The following is a 19443-nucleotide window of genomic DNA, read 5'->3' on the forward strand; positions in this document are numbered from 1 at the left end:
CCGGAATCAGTACGCGAGCGCGCGGTCGACGGCGTCGAGCACGCGGTCCAGGTCGGGCAGGAACGCCTCCTCGACCCGGGACGGCGGGTACGGCGCGTGGTAGCCGCCGACCCGCAGAACCGGCGCCTCCAGGTGGTAGAAGCACTTCTCGGTGAGCCGGGCGGCCAGCTCGGCGCCCATGCCCATGAAGACCGGCGCCTCGTGCACCACCACGGCCCGACCGGTGCGCTTGACCGAGGCCTCCAGGGTGGCGAAGTCCACCGGGGAGAGCGAGCGCAGGTCGACGACCTCCAGCCGGCGTCCGTCCTCCTCGGCGGCCGCGGCGGCCTCCAGGCAGACCTTGACCATCGGGCCGTACGCGATCAGCGTCGCGTCGGTGCCGGAGCGGACGATCCGGGCGTCGTGCAGGCCCAGGTCGGCGGCGTCGCCGACCTCGCCCTTGTCCCAGTAACGGCGCTTGGGCTCCAGGAAGATGACCGGGTCGTCGGACTCGATCGACTGCCGCAGCATCCAGTGCGCGTCGTGGGCGCTGGCCGGGGTGACCACCCGCAGACCGGCGGTGTGCGCGAAGTACGCCTCGTGCGACTCGCTGTGGTGCTCGACCGCGCCGATGCCACCCGCGTAGGGGATGCGCACGGTGACCGGCAGCTTGACGTGGCCCAGCGCACGGGCGTGCATCTTGGCCAGCTGGGAGACGATCTGGTCGAACGCCGGGTAGACGAAGCCGTCGAACTGGATCTCCACGACGGGGCGGTAGCCGCGCAGGGCCAGGCCGATCGCGGTGCCCATGATGCCGGATTCGGCGAGCGGGGTGTCGATCACCCGGTCCTCGCCGAAGTCCTTCTGGAGGCCGTCGGTGATCCGGAAGACGCCGCCGAGCTTGCCGATGTCCTCGCCCATCAGGACGGTCTTCGGGTCGTTCTCCAGCGACTTGCGCAGCGCTCCGTTCAGCGCCTTGGCGATGCTAAGCTGACCGGCCATCAGTGGGTCTCCCCCGCCTCGAAGGAGGCCGCGTACTCGACGTACTCGGCCCGTTCCTCATCGACCAGCGCGTGCGGCTCGCTGTACACGTGGTCGAAGATCAGGGTCGGGTCCGGGTCCGGCATGCCGCGCACGCCCTCGCGCACCCGCAGCCCCAGCTGCTCGCTCTCGGCGTCGACGGCGGCGAAGAACTCCTCGTCGGCCAGGCCCTCCTTGTCCAGGTGGGCGCGGAGCCGGGTGATCGGGTCCTTGGCCTTCCAGGCCTCGGTCTCCTCGGCGTGCCGGTAGCGGGTGGGGTCGTCGGAGGTGGTGTGGGCGCCCATCCGGTAGGTGAACGCCTCGATCAGCACCGGTCCGTTGCCGCTGCGGGCGTGGTCGAGCGCCCAGCGGGTGACCGCCAGGCAGGCCAGCACGTCGTTGCCGTCGACCCGGACGCCCGGGAAGCCGAAGCCGGAGGCGCGGCGGTACAGCGGGATCCTGGTCTGGGTGGTGGTGGGCTCGGAGATCGCCCACTGGTTGTTCTGGCAGAAGAAGACCACCGGCGCGTTGTAGACCGAGGCGAAGGTGAAGGCCTCGTTGACGTCGCCCTGGCTGGAGGCGCCGTCACCGAAGTACGCGATCACCGCGTCGTCGGCGCCGTCCTTGGTGATGCCCATCGCGTAACCGGTGGCGTGCAGGGCCTGCGCGCCGATCACGATGGTGTACAGGTGGAAGTTCTTCTCGTTCGGGTCCCAGCCACCGTGGTTCACACCGCGGAACATGCCGAGCAGGTTCAGCGGGTCGACGTCGCGGCACCAGGCCACGCCGTGCTCGCGGTACGTGGGGAAGGCGTAGTCGCCGGGGCGCATCGCGCGGCCGGAGCCGACCTGGGCGGCCTCCTGGCCGAGCAGCGAGGCCCACAGGCCCAGCTCGCCCTGGCGCTGGAGCGCGGTGGCCTCCGCGTCGAACCGGCGCACCAGCACCAGGTCGCGGTAGAGGGCGCGCAGCTCCTCGGGAGTGGTGGTGAGGGGATAGTCCGGGTTCTCGACCCGCTCGCCTTCCGGCGTGAGCAGCTGGACGAGCTCCGGCTGGGCGTCCTTGCCCTTGCCACGGAGGGTGTCAGGGACGCCGGGGGCCGCCTTCTTGCGAGCCCTCGCCGTGCTTTTGACGGTCACGTTCACTCCTCGGTCTGTCCGGCCGCCCGGGGTCGCCGGTGACCGGTCCGGTCACCGCCTCGCGGGGCGCGCGTGGGTGTGCGCTCCCACTGCGGGGCAGGTGGTGATCCTGTTCCGACGGCGTCCCTCACGAGAACGTTACCCAGCGTCCGCCCTCGGCGCGCTTGCGCTAGGACGTCCTACTTGTTCAGGGTCTACAACCCCGAGGGTGCCGCGGTCGGCTCGCCGTCGGATGGGTGGGGGTGACGGTCGGCGTGACGCAGCTCTCAATTCGAGCGCCTTCAGGACACCAGCGCACGTTATCCGGGCAGACGCCCGTGCGTAAGGGGGTTCTCGGTATCGGTTTTGGACGGCCCTGGCCGGATCGCGCCCTCACGGGGATCCGGACGATAGGTCTTTCGTACGGTGATATGGGAGGCTTTGGACGTGACTGATAACGGACAAATCAGGGTATTCCTGCTCGACGATCACGAGGTCGTCCGGCGGGGCGTGCACGATCTGCTCTCGGTCGAGGACGACATCGAGGTGGTCGGCGAGGCCGGCACGGCCGCCGAGGCGCTCACCCGGATCCCGGCGGTCCACCCGGACGTGGCGGTGCTCGACGTCCGGCTGCCGGACGGCAACGGGGTCGAGGTCTGCCGCGAGGTCCGCTCCAAGTTGCCGGAGATCAAGTGCCTGATGCTGACCTCGTTCTCGGACGACGAGGCGCTGTTCGACTCGATCATGGCCGGCGCCTCCGGCTACGTGCTGAAGGCGATCCGCGGCACCGACCTGATCACCGCCGTCCGGGACGTCGCGGCCGGCCGCTCGCTGCTCGACCCGGTCGCCACCAGCAGGGTGCTCGCCCGGCTGCGCGACGGCGGGGAGAAGGAGGACGAGCGGCTCTCCCAACTCACCAAGCAGGAACGGCGGATCCTCGATCTGATCGGCGAAGGTATGACAAATCGTCAGATCGGCAACGAGTTGCACCTGGCCGAGAAGACGGTGAAGAACTACGTCTCGAGTCTGCTCGCCAAGATGGGCATGGAGCGGCGCACCCAGGCGGCCGCCTTCGTGGCGCGGCACCAGGCCGACCACCAGTACTGACCGGACGGCTGCACAGAGTTGACGGTTTGTCAAGGGCCCCCGCAAGGGGGCCATAACCTCTGCACGTGACTTTCAGCCAGACCCTCGCCTGCGCACCGGCCCGCCCCGACATCTCCGCACCGCCGATGGGAACCCTCAGCCCACCCGTCCCGCCGGACGCCCTAGCCGAGGTCCTGGCCCGCTACCGAGTGGGCCGGCTGCTGACCGCCGAACCCGTCGCCGAGGGCCTGCTGAACCGGGGGTACCTGGTCACCACCGAGGCCGGTCCGTACTTCCTGAAGTGCTACGTCGACTCCGCCACCGCCAGCCGTCCGAAGATCCTCGCCCACCACCGCGCGATGGCCGCGCTGAACACCCTCGGACTGCCCGTCGCACCCCCGCTGGCCTGTGCCGGACGGTCCGGCACGGTGGCCTCCTGCGGCGGCCGGCTGTTCGCGCTGTTCCCCTGGGTCGACGGCCGGCACCGGCACGGCGACGAGCTCGACCCGTCGCAGTGCGACGCGCTCGGCGCGCTGCTCGGCCGGCTGCACGGCGCGCTCGACGACGTCTGCGCCCCCATCGAACAACCCGCCGGCTATCACAGCGCCGACCCCGTCGACAGCGCCGAGCTCGCCCGCGACCTGCGCTCCCGCGCCCGGGAGCACCACCCGGCAGAGGAGTTGGACGCCCTGGTGGTGGAACGGCTCACGGAACGGCTGGATCTGCTCGCCGAGCACGCCCACCGCCGCCCCGCCCCGGAGGCCGCACCGCCCACCGGCTGGACCCACGGCGACTTCCACGGCCTCAACCTGCTCTACGACGACGGCCCGCGGGGCGGCCGGGTGGCGGCCGTCCTGGACTGGGACAAGCTCGGCCCGCAGCCACGCGCCGAGGAGGCCGTCCGGGCCGCCACGCTGCTCTTCAACGACCGCTCGTCCGGCGTCCTCGACCTGGTCCGGGTCCGCCGCTACTCACAGGCCTACCGGGCCTCCGGCGCCGCCACCGCCGAGCAGTTGGCCGCCGCCGTCCACCGGGTCTGGTGGGAGCGGCTGAACGACTTCTGGATGCTGCAGTGGCGCTACCAGCGGGCCGACCACCGGGCCGACCCGCTCTACCCCGCCTCCGCGGGACAGCTGGCGTGGTGGTGTCAGGAGTACGAGCAGGTCCTGGACGCCTTCGCCAACTGACCGCGTCAGGGGGACGACTTCGCGTCCGTCGGCTTCGGGTCCACCGGCGGCTTCGCCGTCCCCGTGCCGGCGCCCGAGGTCGCCGCCGGCGTCGTCGCCGCCGGCGGCGTCGTGGCCGGCGCGCTCCCGGTCGCACTGTGGCTTGGGGGCGTGGTCTGCGTCGGGGTCGGCGTGCCGTGCTTGCCGGTGCTCGGCGACGGCGACATGTTGTTGCCGTTGTTGCCGGTGTTGTTCCCGTTGTTGTTGCCGGGGTCGGTCGGGGCCTGCGGCTTCTTGCTGCCGGAGACCGAGGCCGGCGGGGTGGTCAGGCCGCTCTGGGCGGGCGCGCTCGGCTCCGTGCTGGTGACCGCCGGGGGCTGCGTCGGGGACACCTCGTGGTCGGTCTTGTCGCCGCTGATCGCGAACGCGATGCCCGCACCGGCCGCGACCAGCACGGCAATCGCGCCGGCCACCCAGGCCCACGGCCCGCGCCGCCGTACGGGGCCATCCCCGGCCTCGTCCGCGCCGCCACCGTACGGGGCGCCGGCCGCCGGGTAGGGCGAGGAGGGGGTGTGCGGGCCGCCCGTGGAGTACGGCAGCACGGAGGTCTGGTCGCCCGGGCGCACCGCGCCGAAGGCCGCGGTGGCCGCGGTCTGGTCCGGCCGCAGCACCTGGGTCGCGCCGGTGTCGCCCGAGGTGGCGCCGACCCAGCCGTCCCCGGCCGCGCCGTGCATCTCGCGCAGGGCGTGCTGCAGGTGGGCGCGGAACTCGTCGGCGTCCTGGAAGCGGTCGTCCGGGTTCTTGGCGAGCGAGCGCAGCACCAGCGGGTCGAGCCCGGTCGGCACCCGGCCGTTGGCCTGCGAGGGCGGCATCGGCGGGTCCTGGACGTGCTGGTAGACCACCGACAGCGGCGTGTCGCCGGTGAACGGCGGGCGCAGCGTGAGCAGTTCGTACAGCATGCAGCCGGCCGCGTACAGGTCCGAGCGGTGGTCGACCGGCTTGCCGAGCGCCTGTTCGGGCGAGAGGTACTGCGGGGTGCCCATGACCATGCCGGTCTGGGTCATCGTGGTGGCGCCGCCGGTCAGCGCCCGGGCGATGCCGAAGTCCATCACCTTGACCGCGCCGGTGTTGGTGATGATCACGTTGGCGGGCTTGATGTCCCGGTGGACGATGCCGTTGCGGTGGCTGTAGGCGAGCGCCTCCAGCACTCCGGCGATGATGATCAGCGCCTGGTCGACCGGCGGCGCCTCCTCGTCCGCCAGCAGCTCGCGGACGGTGCGGCCCTCGACCAGCTCCATCACGATGTACGGCGTGGACTCGTCCCCGACGTACTCCTCGCCGGTGTCGTAGACCGAGACGATCGAGTGGTGGTTGAGCGCCGCGACGGCGTGTGCCTCACGGGTGAAGCGCAGCCGGGCGACGTCGTCCTGGGCCAGTTCGCCACGCAGGAGCTTGACCGCGACGGTGCGGCCGAGCCGCACGTCCTCGGCGGCGAACACCTCGGCCATGCCGCCGCGTCCGAGCCTGTGGGTCAGCCGGTAGCGGCCGTCGCCGACGGTGCTCAGCGGCACGGCTGTGCCGCGGCCCGGGGTCTGCGGGCCGCCCGCGGTGACCGGCGGCAGCGCCGAGGTCGGCGCCTCGGCGGCGGGCTCGGGAATCCTCGGGGTACCGCCGGTCCGGCCGACCGCTCGGACACCCGCGTCGTCGTCCGGCTGCTGCGTCTGTGCCATCGCTCCTCGCCCCGGGCGTTCGCTCGGATCGCGGTGCCCTGTCGCTTTCGTATCCCCGAACGCTACCGCTTCCGGCGGGAGGACGCGGCACCCCCCAACCGGCCGTAAACCGTCAGAGCAGGCCATTCCGGTCGGCGGGGAGGTCGAGGACCAGCACGTTGGCGGGGCGGTCCGCGTGGCCGAGCTTGCCGCCGGACTTCTCGTTCGCCTTGTTGACCACGATCGCGATGATGATGCCCGCGAGCACCAGCACGCCGACGATGATCCCGATCACGACCACGGCCGTCGAGCAGCCACCGCCGCCGCTGGGCGCCTTCGGCTGCTGGTACGGCGGCATCGGCTGCGGCGGCGGGGTGTGCGCCTGCGGCGGCTGCTGGAGGAACTGCGGGTGCGGCGTCCGGTAGGCCGGCGGCGGGGTCTGGTACTGCGGCTGCGGCGGCTGCTGGAGGAACTGCGGGTGCGGCGTCTGCGGAGCCTGCGGGTGCGGCGCCTGGTAGGCCGGCGGCGGGGTCTGGTACTGCGGCTGCGGCGGCTGCTGGAGGAACTGCGGGTGCGGCGTCTGCGGAGCCTGCGGGGCGGCGTGCACCGAGCGCGGGCCCTCGTTGATCACCAGCGGGGTGCTGGCCTGCAGCTTGTGCCCGTTGTCTCCGCCCTTGGCGGACGCGATCAGCCGCTCCGCCTCGTCCCGCATCGCCGCCGCGCTCTGGAACCGGTGCGCCGGGTCCTTGCGCAGCGCCTGGGCGACGAACGCGTCCACCTCGGGGGTGACCGAGCGGTTGAGGGTGGAGGGGGCCGGCGGCTCCTCCTGGACGTGCTTGTAGGCGATCGAGAACGCCGAGTCGCCGTCGAAGACCAGCTGCCCGGTGATCATCTCGAAGAGCATCACGCCGACCGAGTACAGGTCGGAGCGGGCGTCCACCGGCTTGCCGAGCGCCTGCTCGGGCGAGAGGTACTGCGGGGTGCCGACCACCATGCCGGTCTGGGTCATCGACGTGACGCCGGATTCCAGCGCGCGGGCGATGCCGAAGTCCATGACCTTGACGTTGCCCTTGCGGTCGAACATGACGTTGCCGGGCTTGATGTCGCGGTGCACCAGGCCCATGTCGTGCGAGGCCTCCAGCGCGTTCAGCACGCCGACGGTGACCTTCAGGGCCTGCTCGGTCGGCATCGCGCCGTACTGGCCGATCGCCTCGTTGATCGCGTCGCGCAGGCCCATGCCGTCGATCAGCTGCATGACGATGTACGGCGTGCTGGAACCGTCCGGGGCGACGTCCTCGCCGCTGTCGTACACCGTGACGATGTTCGGGTGCTCCAGCCGCGCCACGGCCTGGGCCTCGCGGCGGAACCGCTCCTTGAACGAGTCGTCCCGGCCCAGCTCGCTGTGCATGCTCTTCAGCGCGACCTGCCGGTCCAGCACGCGGTCGTGGGCGAGGTGCACGGAGGCCATGCCGCCCTCGCCCAGCAGCCGCTGCAGCACATAGCGGCCGTTGCCCAGGGAGAAGCCCTCGACCGCCGCGTTGCCGTGCTCGCTCATGGTCCTCTGCTCCCCCTCGGCGCGGCCGTGCTCGCCGCAGCCTGACGTTCGGTCTCGTCCGTGCGTGGTGGCCCTGCCCGCTGGACTGGCGGGCCCTGCCGCGGCGGTTCCACCGGCCGGCGACAGGGGCCAGGGTATCGGCTCGCGCCGACGGTGATCGGTCCAGGGCCGGGCCCGCTCCCCGGTCCCGGCCCCCGGTCCCGACGGCCGGGACCGGGGGCGGACCGTCGCGGTACGTCCGGTCCGGACGCGGACCGGACGCACCTGTCGCCGGGGGTGGGGCCGGACGCGACTTACAGGTAGGGACCGGAGCGGATGCCGCGGCCCTGGCCCGGCTCGTCCTCCTCCGGCTCGCCGCTGTGCAGGCCGGGCGGCAGCGCCCGCCGCATCTGCTCCAGCTGGGCCCGCGCCGCCATCTGCTGCGCGAACAGCGCGGTCTGGATGCCGTGGAACAGGCCCTCCAGCCAGCCGACCAGCTGGGCCTGGGCGATCCGCAGCTCGGCCTCGGTCGGGATGGAGTCCTCGGTGAAGGGCAGCGACAGCCGCTCCAGCTCGGCGACCAGCTCCGGGGCCAGACCGAGTTCGAGTTCCTTGATCGAACTCGCGTGGATGTCCTTCAGCCGGGCCCGGCTCGCCTCGTCCAGAGGCGCCGCCCGGACCTCCTCCAGCAGCTGCTTGATCATGCTGCCGATGCGCATGACCTTGGCGGGCTGCTCGACCATCTCGGTCACCGGGAGCTCGCGCGGCACGTCGCCCTCGTGCTCCCCCTCCCCCACCGGGCCGCCGAACCCCTGGCCCACGGGCATCCCGTCCGGTCCGACGATCAGCACCTTCTGGCCGTCCTGCGACTGCCCGCCGGCGGCCCGCAAGGGCTCCTGCGACGGGCGCTCGTTCATCGGATTCGTCATGAACAACATTCTCTCTCACTGGGGTTGGCCGGGCGGAAGCCCCCGGTCGTCCCGCCGTCCTGCGCCGCCCCTGACGACGGTACGCCGCCGGGCGCCACGCGGGTATCCGTACGGATACTCAGTTCCCGCACCGCGACCGCCGACCGTCCGTCCGCCGACCGCAGCCGGCGCCCGGTCCGGCCGGCCCCGCCCGCCGAACCGCAGCCGCCGACGACCCGGCCCCGCGCCGGGCGTGCCGCACCCGGCGCGGGGCCGTCCCGGGCCTCAGCCCTTGCGCAGCCGCAGGCCGACCAGTCCCAGGCCGCAGCCGATCAGGCCCAGGCCGACGCCCAGCGGGAGCTGGGTGGTGGAGGCGTCCTGCCAGTGGGCCGGGAAGATCGCGGGCACGGCGGCGACGGCGGCGACCGGCTGCCCCGTGGCCGCCGCGCCGGCGTCCGGAGCGGCCGGGACCGGGACGGCGGCGGTGTCGCCGGGTGTCCCGGTCTCCGCGGCGCCCCCGTCGGCCTCCGGCTGCTCCGCCTCGGCGACCAGCTCCGGGGCCTGCTCCGGGGCCTGCTCGGGGACCTGCTCCGGTGCCTGCTCGGGGGCCTGCTCCGGTGCCTGCTCGGGGGCCTGCTCCGGGGCCTGCTCCGGGGCCTGCTCGGGGACCTGCTCGGGAGCCTGTTCAGGGGCCTGCTCGGGGGCGTGCTCGGGGACCTGCTCGGGAGCCTGTTCAGGGGCCTGCTCCGGCCCCAGCTCGACGGCTTGGCCCGGCGCCTGCTCGGGGGCCTGCTCCGGCACCCGCTCGGGGACCTGCTCCCTGGCCTGTCCCCTGGCCCGTTCCCTGGCCCGTTCCACGGCGGCGTCGGAGCGCTCGGGCAACGAGGCCGGGTGGTGCCGGCGGACCCACCCGCGGGCGCCGTGCGGATGCGGCGCCGGCCGCCGCGGCGGCGCGGCCGCCGGCCCGGGGACGTCCGTCCCCGCCTCCGGCGAGGGCAGGACCGTCGGCAGCGGCAGGGCCGCCGGCGAAGGCAGCGCGACGGCCGCGGAGGCGGCGGCCAGCGGGAGGGTGAGCCCGAGCACGGCCGCCGCGAACAGCCGCTGGGCGCGGCCGGGGGAGCGGCGGGAAGTACGACGGTGGTGCGGCGCCACGGGCAGTGGCCCGAGCGGTGCGTGCGGTGATGCGGCCACGGTCGGAGTCCTTCCGACGGCCGACGGCGCCCGGGGGCGGCATCGGCGGCGGGACTGCTCCGGACCAGACTCGCACGCCCCGGCCGTTACGGCATTTCGGGCAATTCATGCCCTTTCCGCCGCCGTCCGCCCCGCCCCCGGACCTTCCCCGAACCTCCCCTCGACCTCCGCCGGACCTCCCCCGCTCAGGCCCGCAGCACGACCTTCCCGACCTGCTCCCCGCGCTCCAGCACCCGGTGCGCCTCGGCCACCTCCGCCAGCGGGAGCACCCGGTCCACGACCGGCCGCACCACCCCGGACTCGACCAGCGGCCACACGTGCTCCCGAACGGCCGCCACGATCGCCGCCTTCTCCGCCAGCGGGCGCCCGCGCAGGTTGGTGGCGATCACCGCCCCGCGCTTGCGCAGCAGCGCGTTGAGGTCGAGCTCGCCCTTCACCCCGCCCTGGAGGCCGATGACCACCAGCCGCCCGTTGACCGCCAGCGCCTCCACGTTCCGCTGGAGGTACCTGGCGCCCATGATGTCCAGGATCACGTCCGCCCCGGCGCCGCCGGTGGCTTCCCGGAGCGCCTCGACGAAGTCCTGCTCGCGGTAGTCGATCAGGATGTCCGCGCCCAGCTCGGCGCACCGCGCCAGCTTCTCCTGGCTGCCCGCGGTGACCGCGACCCGCGCGCCGACCGCCTTGGCCAGCTGGATCGCCATGGTCCCGATCCCGCTCGCGCCACCGTGCAGCAGCACCGTCTCGCCGGGCCGCAGGTGCGCGGTGAGGAAGACGTTGGACCACACCGTGCAGGCCACCTCGGGCAGCGCCGCGGCCTCCTCGACGGACAGCCCCGCGGGCAGCGGCAGCAGCTGCCCGGTCGGCACCGCGACCCGCTGCGCGTAGCCGCCGCCGGCCAGCAGCGCGCACACCTCGTCGCCGACCGCCCAGCCGGACACCCCGGGCCCGAGCGCGACGATCCGCCCGGCGCACTCCAGCCCCGGGTAGGGCGAGGCGCCGGGCGGCGGGTTGTAGAAGCCCTGCCGCTGGAGGAGGTCGGCACGGTTGACGGCGGTGGCCGCCACCTCGACCAGGACCTCTCCCTCGGCGGGCACCGGGTCGGGCACCTCGGCCCAGACCAGTGCCTCGGGACCACCGGGTACGGGAATCGTCATCGCATGCATGCCCCGAACCTACTGCGGTCCGGGGCGGTTGCACGGCGCGGCTCAGCCGGTCGGCGCGACTCCGCTGGACTTGATGACGATGACCCGGTCGGTGAGCTGCAGCACGGCGGCCTCCGGCTCGGTGTAGTTGAGCACCCGTCGGCCCCGGACCACCGCGACCACCAGGTCGTCGCACTCGCGCGGGCTGTGCCCGGCCTCGGCCCGGGTGACCGGACGCTCCACCACGTCCAGCCCGTTGCCGTACGTCAGCAGGTCCTCCATCACCGCCCCGGCGTGCGGGCTGAGCATCGACAGCCCGAGCAGGCGGCCGGCCGAACTGGAGCTGGTCACCACGACGTCGGCGCCGCTCTGCCGCAGCAGCGGCGCGTTCTCGTCCTCCCGGACGGCGGCGACCACGGTGGCGGCCTTGTTCAGCTGCCGGGCCGTCAGCGTGATCAGTACGGCGGTGTCGTCCCGCTCCGGTGCGACCACCACCCGCGCGGCGGTGGGCAGCGCGGCCCGCACCAGGGTGTCGGTGCGGGTGGCGTCGCCGACCACCCCGACCAGGCCGTGCTGGGCGGCCTGGTCGATCACCTTGCGCTGCGGGTCGACGACGACGATGTCCTCCTTCTTCACCCCCTGTCCGAGCAGGGTGTCGACGGCGCTGCGGCCCTTCGTCCCGTAGCCGATGACGACGGTGTGCTCGCGCACGGTGGACCTCCAGCGGTTCAACCGCCATTGCAGGCGGGTCCGTTCGGTGAGCACCTCCAGGGTGGTGCCGACCAGGATGATCAGGAACACCACGCGCAGCGGGGTGATCACGAAGATGTTGGTGAGCCGGGCGCTGTCGCTGAACGGGGTGATGTCGCCGTACCCGGTGGTGGAGAGCGTCACCGTGGCGTAGTACGCCGCGTCCAGGAAGCTGAGTTCGCCACCGGCGTTGTCGTTGTAGCCCTCCCGGTCGAGGTAGACGATGAACGAGGTGGCGACCAGGACGGCGAGCGCCAGCAGCAGCCGGGAGCCGACCTGCCGGACGGCGGGCGCGGCCCGTCGGGCGGGCAGCACGATCCCGGCATCCGCCCACGGCTCGGTGCCGGGCGCCGTCGTGCGTCGAAGCCGGCTCATGCGCCCACCTCGCGCTGCCCGGCCGCCGCTTCTCCCGACGCGTACCTCTTGATGGCTCCCTCTACCCCGGCCTCCGGCCGGGGGTACCCCCACCGCTCGCTCACGGCACCTCCAGCAGTTCGACCGTCTCCCCCGCGCCCGCCCCGCCGGGCGGCACGACGGCCAGCGCCTCCGCCCGGGCGAGCCCGCGCAGCATCGCCGGCCCGTCGAAGGCCAGCGGCAGGACGCCCTCGGCGGTCCGCCGGACCGGCTGGAGCCGGGTGTCCGTACGGTGCCCGTGCAGGTCGGCCGCGACCGGTGCGAGGACGGGGACGCCGGCCGGCCGCCCGCCGCGGGCGCGCAGCAGCGGCAGGACGAGGGTCACCATCCCGGCGACGGCGGCCAGCGGGTTGCCCGGCAGGCCCACCAGGTGACGGCCGCCGGGGAGTTCGGCCAGCAGCATCGGGTGCCCCGGCCGGACGGCGACGCCGTCCACCAGCAGTCGGCCACCGGCCTCGGCGAGCGCCCGGTGCAGGAAGTCGACCGGCCCGGCGGCCGTCCCGCCGGTGGTGACCACGAGGTCGGCGGTGGAGTGCCGCAGCGCGTCCCGGAGCAGCCCGAAGTCGTCCCGGACGTAGCCGACTTCTTCGGCCGGCTCGGCCCCGGCGGCCCGCAGCCAGGGCGGCAGCAGCGGCCCGAGGGCGTCCCGGACCAGCCCGGGAGCGGGCACCCCGGCGGTGATCAACTCATCTCCCAGGACGAGCAGTTGGACCTCGGGACGGCGATGCACGGACAGCCCGTCGTGGCCGCAGGCGGCGGCCAGGCCGAGCACGGCCGGTCCGACCGTGGTGCCGGACGGCAGCAACTCCTCGCCCCGGCGGCACTCCTGGCCGCGCGGGCGGACGTCCTGACCGGTGCCCAGCGGCCGCGGGCCGCTGTCGTGCAGCAGCGCGCCGTCCGTCCGCCCGTGCTCACGGCGCAGTACGGCGGTGGCGCCGGGCGGCAGTTGGGCACCGGTGGCGATCTCCACGGCGGTGCCGTCGGCCAGCGGCGCCGGATCGGCCCGTCCGGCCAGCACCCGGCCGGCGACCCGCCACGGGCCGGGACCGGCGACCGCCCAGCCGTCCATCGCGGAGGTGTCGAAGGCGGGCAGGTCGGTCAGCGCGCCGAGCGGCTCGGCGAGGGTGCGGCCGAGCGCCTCGGCCAGCGGGACGGCGACCCCGGGCAGCGGGTGCGGCCCGGCCCGGCGCGCGGTCTCGCGGGCCCGGGGCCAGCTCAGCACGCCGGGGCCGGTGGCCGGTGCGGTCACGGTGGCCTGGCCGACCGCGCTCACGACTCGCCCGGCCGGCCGGCAGTTCCCCAGCCCTCGACGAGGGTCTCGGCCCGCCGGGCCGCGTCGGCGACGGCCTGCGCCCCGCCGCCCCGCTGGGCGGCCCCGTAGCCGATCAGGAAGGCGGTCAGCGGCGCGGCCGGCCGGTCCACCCCGTGCGCGACCACCCGGGCCGTGTCGAGTAGACCACGGACGTCGACGTCCAGGTCGATGCCCAGGTCGGCCTTGACCTCGGCGATCCAGTCATCCAGCGTGCGCTCCATGCGCCCATGCTGCCCGATCGGCGGTTTCACCGAGGTGTTCGCCCCGAGTGCGGCGCGCGTCGTTTCGCTCACACCGCGGTGGTGCGACCGGTGAGATTCAGCTCCGGTCGCGCTCGCGGGCCCGTTCCAGGTCCTCCCAGGTGTCGCAGTCGTGGGCGACGCCGTCGGTGTCGGCCACCCGCGGCCCGCTCAGCCCGCCGACCAGCCGGCGCAGCGGCCTACCGGCCGGCTCGCCGAGATCGGCCAGCGCGGCGCGCAGTGCCGCGGTCCGGTAGGCGGCGGCGAGCGGCTGTTCCCGGCCGGCCGCGTCGACCAACACCGCGCGGTCCGCCGGCGCACCGGCCTCGTCGAGGGCGGTGACCAGCCGTTCCACCGTCCGCCGGTCCAGGAACGGCAGGTCGGCGGCGAGCAGCAGCACGACGTCCGCCGTGACCAGGCCGAGCCCGGCCGCGACGGCGGCCACCGGCCCGCCACCGGGTGGCTGCTCCCTGGTCCAGCGGACGCCGGCCCGCCCGCTCGGCCGGGCCGGGCCGACCACCACGGTGGTGCGGGCGCCCGCGCAGGCGGCGAGCACCCGGTCGAGCAGGGTGGTCCCGCCCACCGTCAGCCCCGGTTTGTCGGCCCCGCCGAGGCGCCGGGCGGCCCCGCCCGCCGGGACGATCACGTCGTACGGCGTCATGCGGCCAGTATCCGCCCCTGGCCCTACCGCCCCGCGGCGTCCCGGCCCTCCCCGCCCTCCGGGCCCTCCTCGGGCTCGGCGACGAGTTCGGCCTCGACGGTGTCCTCGGCCGTGCGCGCGGTGTTGGCCCGCGCGCCCAGCTCCAGGAAGGACGGCAGGGTCAGCTCCCCGTAGCGCTCGTTCATCGCCGTGACCAGCGCCTCCGGGTCGTCCGGGTGCGCGGCCAGCAGCCGGTCGAAGTCCTGGAGGTACTCGCCGGTGAAGGCGAGCACCCGGGCGGCGTCGTCGCCCTGGCCCGGGGCCCGGTGGCCGGCGATCACCCGTTCCGCACCGAGGTCGGCGATCCGGCCGAGGTTGTGCCCCCAGGTGGTGCGCTGGGCCGGGGTGGTGTCGGCGGTCCAGACGTGGGTGCCGTTGTGGACGAAGTCCCCGGCGATCACGGTGCGGATGCTCGGCACGTGGACGACCGTGGAGTCCCCGCAGTCGGCCTGGCCGAGCAGCAGCACCGGGATCACCTGGCGGTCCAGCATCAGCGGCTGCGGCAGCAGCGGGGCGGGGATCAGCGGGTGGTCCGGGACGTCGTCGCCGTACACCGGCTTCCACTGCGCGACCTTCGCGGCGACGGTCCGCCGGATGCCCTCGACCACGGCCGGGGCGGCCAGCAGCTGCGCCTCGGGGAAGAGCCGCAGCACCTCCTCGGCGCCGAAGTAGTGGTCCGGGTGCTGGTGGGTGACCACGACGGCGAGCAGCCGTCTGCCCTTGCCGGCGACCCACTCGGCCAGTTCGCGACCGGCGCTGCGGGTGAGCTGGGCGTCCACCAGGATCGCCGTCCGCTCGCCGAGGATCAGCGTGGAGGTGGCGAAGAAGGCCGACTCGGGACCGGTGAAGACGGCGACCTCCAGCGGCCGGACCGGCTGCCCGGACTCCGGCTGCCCGGACTCCGGCGGCTCGGCACCCGCGCCGGCGCTCTCCTCGGGCGGGGACGTCGTCACGGGCTGCTCCCTCTGGTCGGCGGTCGGACTTCCTGCGCCCTACAGCATGGGAGCACGGGCGGCCGAATGCGCGGAAGGCGCGCCCGGCGGGGCACGCCTTCCGGTGCACGTCACACCGTGCGCGGGAGTTCGGTCGTCAGCGCGTGGCGGCGGCGCCGCGCAGTCGCGCCAGCCGGTCGGTGACGCCCCAGGTGGTCACCCGCCACAGCGCCTCGACCACGATGTTGCGGCTCATCTTGGACGCCCCGAGTTCGCGCTCGACGAAGGTGATCGGCACCTCGGCGACCTTGAAGCCGGCCTTCACCGTGCGCCAGGCCAGGTCGACCTGGAAGCAGTACCCGGCCGAGGCGACCTCGTCCATGCCCAGGCCCAGCAGGGTCTCCTTGCGGAACGCCCGGTAGCCGCCGGTGACGTCCCGGATCGGCACGTCCAGCATCAGCCGCGAGTACGTCGAGCCGCCGCGCGAGAGCAGCAGCCGCGACTTCGGCCAGTTGACCACCCGGCCGCCCGGCACCCAGCGCGAGCCCAGCACCAGGTCGGCGCCGCGCAGCGCGGCCAGCAGCCGGTCCAGTTCCTCGGGCTGGTGCGAGCCGTCCGCGTCCATCTCGACCAGGACGTCGTAGCCGTTGTCGATGCCCCAGCGGAAGCCCGCGAGGTAGGCGGCGCCCAGGCCCTCCTTGCCCCTGCGGTGCATGACGTGGACGTGCTCGTCCTCGACCGCCAGCTTGTCCGCCAGCTCGCCGGTGCCGTCAGGGCTGTTGTCGTCGGCGACCAGCACGTGCGCCTCGGGCACGGCGGCACGGACCCGGCCGACGATCCGCTCGACGTTCTCCGCCTCGTTGTAGGTCGGGATGATCACCAGGACCTTGCCGAGATCAGCAAAACTCTGCTGGTTCACGGTCACGTACAAACCTCTCGGCCGGTGGCGGGGGTGTCCGGGACACCGGCGCCCGCACTCTGGAACGCGGCTCCGCCGGCACCACCTGGCCGGGGTGGACCTCGGTGGCGAATTGCACGCAGGGCGGAGGCTACTGCGTCCTGGCATTCTACTACCGCGCCGGGAACCGCCGGTCCGACCGCGGCACTCCCACCGGACGCCCGCCGTTTCCCCGTGGGTGACACCGGTCGGCTAGGGTCGTTTCCCTTGCCCGTGCCCGGACAGCCCGCTCCGCCGGGCCCGCCCCGGCGATCCGGACTCGGGACGTCCGGGGCCGCCCAGACAGCGAAGGAGTAGGACCGCGCGCATGGACAGGCTCGTCAACACCGTCCGCCCGTACGCCTGGGGGTCGCTCACCGCCCTGCCCGAGCTGCTCGGGCAGCGGCCGACCGGTGAGCCGCAGGCCGAGCTGTGGATGGGCGCCCACCCCGGTGCCCCGTCGCACGCCGACCGCGGCGAGGGTCCGCGCCGGCTGGACGAGCTGATCGCGGCCGACCCCGAGGGCGAGCTGGGCGCGGCGAGCGTGGCCAGGTTCGGCCCGACCCTGCCGTTCCTCTTCAAGGTGCTGGCCGCAGGCATCCCGCTGTCCATCCAGGCCCACCCCACGCTCGACCAGGCCCGGGCCGGCTTCGCCGCCGAGAACGCCCTCGGCATCCCCCAGGACGCCCCCGAGCGCAACTACCGGGACGCCAACCACAAGCCCGAAATGGTCTGCGCCCTGGGCGAGTTCGAGGGCCTGTGCGGCTTCCGCCGGCCCGCCGACGCGGCCCGGCTGCTGGCCGGACTCGCGGTGCCCGGGCTCGCCCCGGTGATCGATCGGCTGGCCTCCGGCGGGGGCACCTCCCGGCCCAAGGCCGGGGGAGAGTCCGAGTCGCTGCGCGGCGCCCTGACCGCCGCCCTCGCTCTGGACGGGGAGACCGTCCGGCGGACCGTCGAGGTGCTGGCGGCGACCGACCCCGACGGGGAGTACGCCCCGTACGCCCGGATCGCCGAGGACTTCCCGGACGACCGCGGCGTGATCGCCGGCATGCTGCTCAACCACGTCCGGCTGCGGGCCGGCCAGGCTCTGTACCTGGGCGCCGGGGTGCCGCACGCCTACCTGTCCGGCGTCTGCGTCGAGCTCCAGGCCAACTCCGACAACGTACTGCGGGCCGGCCTCACCCCGAAGCACATCGACGTGCCGGAGCTGCTGGAGGTCGTGGTCTTCGCGGCCGGCGCCCCCGAGCTGCTGGAGCCGGTCCCGGTCGAGGGCACCCCGGGCGAGGAGCTCTACCCCGTCCCGATCGACGAGTTCCGGCTGTCCCGCTTCGTGCTGGACGGCGCCGCGCGCGAGATCGACGGCCGCACCCCGCAGATCCTGCTCTGCACCGAGGGCGGCGCCCGGCTGACCGCCGCCGACGGCACCGTGCTGGACCTGGCCCGCGGCCAGTCCGCCTTCCTCCCCGCCACCGGCGCCCCGACCCGCCTCTCCGGCTCCGGCAGCACGCTCTTCCGCGCCACCGTCACCGTCTGACTCCCCGCCCCGACGCCGGGGCCGGGCTCAGTCCCGGGTCATGTCGACGAAGCGCGAGTAGTGGCCCTGGAAGGCCACCGTGATGGTCGCGGTCGGACCGTTACGGTGCTTGGCGACGATCAGGTCGGCCTCGCCCGCGCGCGGCGACTCCTTCTCGTAGGCGTCCTCGCGGTGCAGCAGGATGACCATGTCGGCGTCCTGCTCGATCGAGCCGGACTCGCGGAGGTCCGAGACCATCGGCCGCTTGTCGGTGCGCTGCTCGGGGCCACGGTTCAGCTGGGAGAGCGCGATGACCGGCACTTCCAGCTCCTTGGCCAGCAGCTTGAGGTTTCGGGACATGTCCGAGACCTCCTGCTGACGGTTCTCGGCCCGCCGGGAGCCGCCGGACTGCATCAGCTGGAGGTAGTCGATGACGATCAGCTTGATGTCGTTGCGCTGCTTCAGCCGGCGGCACTTGGCGCGGATCTCCATCATCGACAGGTTCGGCGAGTCGTCGATGAACAGCGGCGCCTCGCTGACGTCCGGCATCCGGCGGGCGACCCGGGTCCAGTCGTCGTCCGTCATGTTCCCGGAGCGCATGTGGTGCAGCGCCACCCGGGCCTCGGCGGAGAGCAGGCGCATGGCGATCTCGTTGCGGCCCATTTCGAGCGAGAAGATCACGCTCGGCAGCTTGTGGTGGATCGAACAGGCCCGCGCGAAGTCCAGCGCGAGCGTGGACTTGCCCATCGCGGGGCGGGCCGCGATGACGATCATCTGGCCCGGGTGCAGCCCGTTGGTGAGCTGGTCGAAGTCGGCGAAGCCGGTCGGCACGCCGGACATCTGGCCCTGCCGGGAGCCGATCGCCTCGATCTCGTCGAGGGCGCCCTCCATGATGTCGGCGAGCGGCGCGTAGTCCTCGTTGGTGCGCTGCTCGGTGACGGCGTAGATCTCCGCCTGGGCGGCGTTGACGATCTCGTCCACGTCGCCCTCGGCCGCGTAGCCCATGCCGGCGATCCGGGTGCCCGCCTCGACCAGTCGGCGAAGCACCGCGCGCTCGTGCACGATCTGGGCGTAGTACTCGGCGTTGGCCGCCGTCGGGACGGAGTTGACCAGGGTGTGCAGGTACGCGGCGCCGCCGACCCGCTGGAGCTCGCCGCGCTTGGTCAGCTCACCGGCCACGGTGATCGGGTCGGCCGGCTCGCCGCGGGCGTAGAGGTCGAGGATCGCGCCGTGGACCATCTCGTGCGCGGGCCGGTAGTAGTCGGCCGGCTTGAGCACCTCGACCACGTCGGCGATGGCGTCCTTGGAGAGCAGCATGCCGCCGAGGACGGACTTCTCGGCGTCCAGGTCCTGCGGTGGGACGCGCTCGAAGCCGTCCACCGCGCCCGCGCCGTCGCCCTCGTCCCGGCGCTGCCAGCCGCCCTCGGGCCGGCCGCCCTTGCCACCCTTCTGGAAGCCGCCCTTGCCGCCCTTCTGGAAGCCGTCGCGGCCACCGCCCTGACGGTCCTCGCCGCGGTTGCGGGAGACCGGCAGCCGGTCGCCGGGGCCGTCCGGGAAGGGGGCGTCGTCGTAGGCGCCGACCGGGAAGGGGTCCTCGGCGGTCTGCCAGTCATCCTCCGGCGGCGGGGCGTCGTGGTCGTCGTACTGGGGGCCGGTCACGCGTGTTCCCCGATCAGCGAGTGGTGCGAAGTTGGAGCGGGCTTGCCGGTGGCTGGGTGGAGCGGATCCTCTTTGTACGCCACGGCTCCGACAAATCGGACGCCGGGGGCGGCGGGAGTGTCGGGCGGAGGGCCCAC

The 19443-nt window shown here is 73.9% G+C and carries 15 protein-coding genes and 1 pseudogene; 3 read left to right on the top strand and 13 right to left on the bottom strand.

What is annotated here, in order from left to right:
• Positions 1-6 precede the first annotated feature (6 nt).
• Both ACWDBE_RS20500 and pdhA read right to left on the bottom strand, forming a co-directional pair.
• Positions 7-981 carry an alpha-ketoacid dehydrogenase subunit beta gene (locus ACWDBE_RS20500; RefSeq protein WP_392868612.1) on the bottom strand — a complete coding sequence of 325 codons (975 nt, stop codon included), beginning with the start codon at positions 979-981 and terminating at the stop codon, positions 7-9.
• Positions 981-2135 (bottom strand): pyruvate dehydrogenase (acetyl-transferring) E1 component subunit alpha, encoded by a 1155-nt coding sequence (gene pdhA, locus ACWDBE_RS20505; protein ID WP_392921220.1) that lies wholly within the window; start codon positions 2133-2135, stop codon positions 981-983. The genes ACWDBE_RS20500 and pdhA overlap by 1 nt, the downstream gene beginning before the upstream one ends.
• A gap of 426 nt (positions 2136-2561) precedes the next feature.
• Between pdhA and ACWDBE_RS20510 the strand changes: the two genes are divergently transcribed.
• Together ACWDBE_RS20510 and ACWDBE_RS20515 are read left to right on the top strand one after the other, a co-directional pair.
• Complete coding sequence (locus ACWDBE_RS20510; RefSeq protein WP_449808710.1) at positions 2562-3221, top strand: response regulator; 660 nt, start codon at positions 2562-2564, stop codon at positions 3219-3221.
• 65 nt (positions 3222-3286) lie between these two features.
• The gene (locus ACWDBE_RS20515) at positions 3287-4387 is read left to right on the top strand and encodes a phosphotransferase (protein ID WP_449787861.1); all 1101 of its coding nucleotides are present in this window, start codon (positions 3287-3289) and stop codon (positions 4385-4387) included.
• 5 nt (positions 4388-4392) lie between these two features.
• On the opposite strand, the gene ACWDBE_RS20520 is transcribed toward ACWDBE_RS20515, so the two are convergent.
• The 10 genes and pseudogenes from ACWDBE_RS20520 to ACWDBE_RS20565 all read right to left on the bottom strand — a co-directional run bounded on the left by ACWDBE_RS20520 (position 4393) and on the right by ACWDBE_RS20565 (position 16122).
• Positions 4393-5874, bottom strand: a complete 1482-nt coding sequence (locus tag ACWDBE_RS20520) for a protein kinase domain-containing protein (RefSeq protein WP_449788095.1) — start codon at positions 5872-5874, stop codon at positions 4393-4395.
• A 334-nt stretch (positions 5875-6208) separates the two neighbouring features.
• Positions 6209-7630, bottom strand: coding sequence for a protein kinase domain-containing protein (locus tag ACWDBE_RS20525; RefSeq protein WP_449787862.1), 1422 nt, complete (start codon positions 7628-7630; stop codon positions 6209-6211).
• 293 nt (positions 7631-7923) lie between these two features.
• A complete protein-coding gene (locus ACWDBE_RS20530; protein ID WP_449787863.1) occupies positions 7924-8538 on the bottom strand; it encodes a bacterial proteasome activator family protein in 615 nt (204 codons plus the stop codon).
• A 264-nt stretch (positions 8539-8802) separates the two neighbouring features.
• A complete protein-coding gene (locus tag ACWDBE_RS20535) occupies positions 8803-9708 on the bottom strand; it encodes a hypothetical protein (RefSeq protein ID WP_449808711.1) in 906 nt (301 codons plus the stop codon).
• A gap of 185 nt (positions 9709-9893) precedes the next feature.
• Positions 9894-10871, bottom strand: coding sequence for an NAD(P)H-quinone oxidoreductase (locus tag ACWDBE_RS20540; protein WP_449787865.1), 978 nt, complete (start codon positions 10869-10871; stop codon positions 9894-9896).
• Between the two features lie 42 nt (positions 10872-10913).
• Positions 10914-11975, bottom strand: coding sequence for a potassium channel family protein (locus ACWDBE_RS20545; RefSeq protein WP_449787866.1), 1062 nt, complete (start codon positions 11973-11975; stop codon positions 10914-10916).
• A 100-nt stretch (positions 11976-12075) separates the two neighbouring features.
• The gene (locus tag ACWDBE_RS20550; RefSeq protein ID WP_449808712.1) at positions 12076-13287 is read right to left on the bottom strand and encodes a molybdopterin molybdotransferase MoeA; all 1212 of its coding nucleotides are present in this window, start codon (positions 13285-13287) and stop codon (positions 12076-12078) included.
• A pseudogene (locus ACWDBE_RS20555) lies at positions 13284-14226 on the bottom strand (NTP transferase domain-containing protein). The gene ACWDBE_RS20550 and the pseudogene ACWDBE_RS20555 overlap by 4 nt, the downstream one beginning before the upstream one ends.
• Positions 14227-14249: 23 nt before the next feature.
• Entirely contained in the window at positions 14250-15218 is a 969-nt protein-coding gene (locus ACWDBE_RS20560; RefSeq protein WP_449787868.1) for an MBL fold metallo-hydrolase, read from the bottom strand.
• Positions 15219-15354: 136 nt separating this feature from the next.
• The gene (locus ACWDBE_RS20565; protein WP_449787869.1) at positions 15355-16122 is read right to left on the bottom strand and encodes a polyprenol monophosphomannose synthase; all 768 of its coding nucleotides are present in this window, start codon (positions 16120-16122) and stop codon (positions 15355-15357) included.
• A gap of 340 nt (positions 16123-16462) precedes the next feature.
• On the opposite strand from ACWDBE_RS20565, the gene manA reads away from it, so the two are divergent.
• A complete protein-coding gene (gene manA, locus ACWDBE_RS20570; protein ID WP_449808713.1) occupies positions 16463-17668 on the top strand; it encodes a mannose-6-phosphate isomerase, class I in 1206 nt (401 codons plus the stop codon).
• A 27-nt stretch (positions 17669-17695) separates the two neighbouring features.
• Here manA and dnaB read toward each other — a convergent pair whose 3' ends face one another.
• The gene (gene dnaB, locus ACWDBE_RS20575) at positions 17696-19180 is read right to left on the bottom strand and encodes a replicative DNA helicase (protein WP_402415171.1); all 1485 of its coding nucleotides are present in this window, start codon (positions 19178-19180) and stop codon (positions 17696-17698) included.
• Positions 19181-19443: the final 263 nt, after the last annotated feature.

The organism is Kitasatospora sp. NPDC001132 (assembly GCF_053598415.1).

Excerpts from the sequence above, each read along its gene's own strand:
- ACWDBE_RS20520 (WP_449788095.1), bottom strand. The coding sequence starts at position 5,874 with ATGGCCGAGGTGTTCGCCGCCGAGGACGTGCGGCTCGGCCGCACCGTC.
- ACWDBE_RS20525 (WP_449787862.1), bottom strand. The coding sequence starts at position 7,630 with ATGAGCGAGCACGGCAACGCGGCGGTCGAGGGCTTCTCCCTGGGCAAC.
- ACWDBE_RS20545 (WP_449787866.1), bottom strand. The coding sequence starts at position 11,975 with ATGAGCCGGCTTCGACGCACGACGGCGCCCGGCACCGAGCCGTGGGCG.
- ACWDBE_RS20540 (WP_449787865.1), bottom strand. The coding sequence starts at position 10,871 with ATGCATGCGATGACGATTCCCGTACCCGGTGGTCCCGAGGCACTGGTC.
- ACWDBE_RS20530 (WP_449787863.1), bottom strand. The coding sequence starts at position 8,538 with ATGACGAATCCGATGAACGAGCGCCCGTCGCAGGAGCCCTTGCGGGCC.
- manA (WP_449808713.1), top strand. The coding sequence starts at position 16,463 with ATGGACAGGCTCGTCAACACCGTCCGCCCGTACGCCTGGGGGTCGCTC.
- ACWDBE_RS20500 (WP_392868612.1), bottom strand. The coding sequence starts at position 981 with ATGGCCGGTCAGCTTAGCATCGCCAAGGCGCTGAACGGAGCGCTGCGC.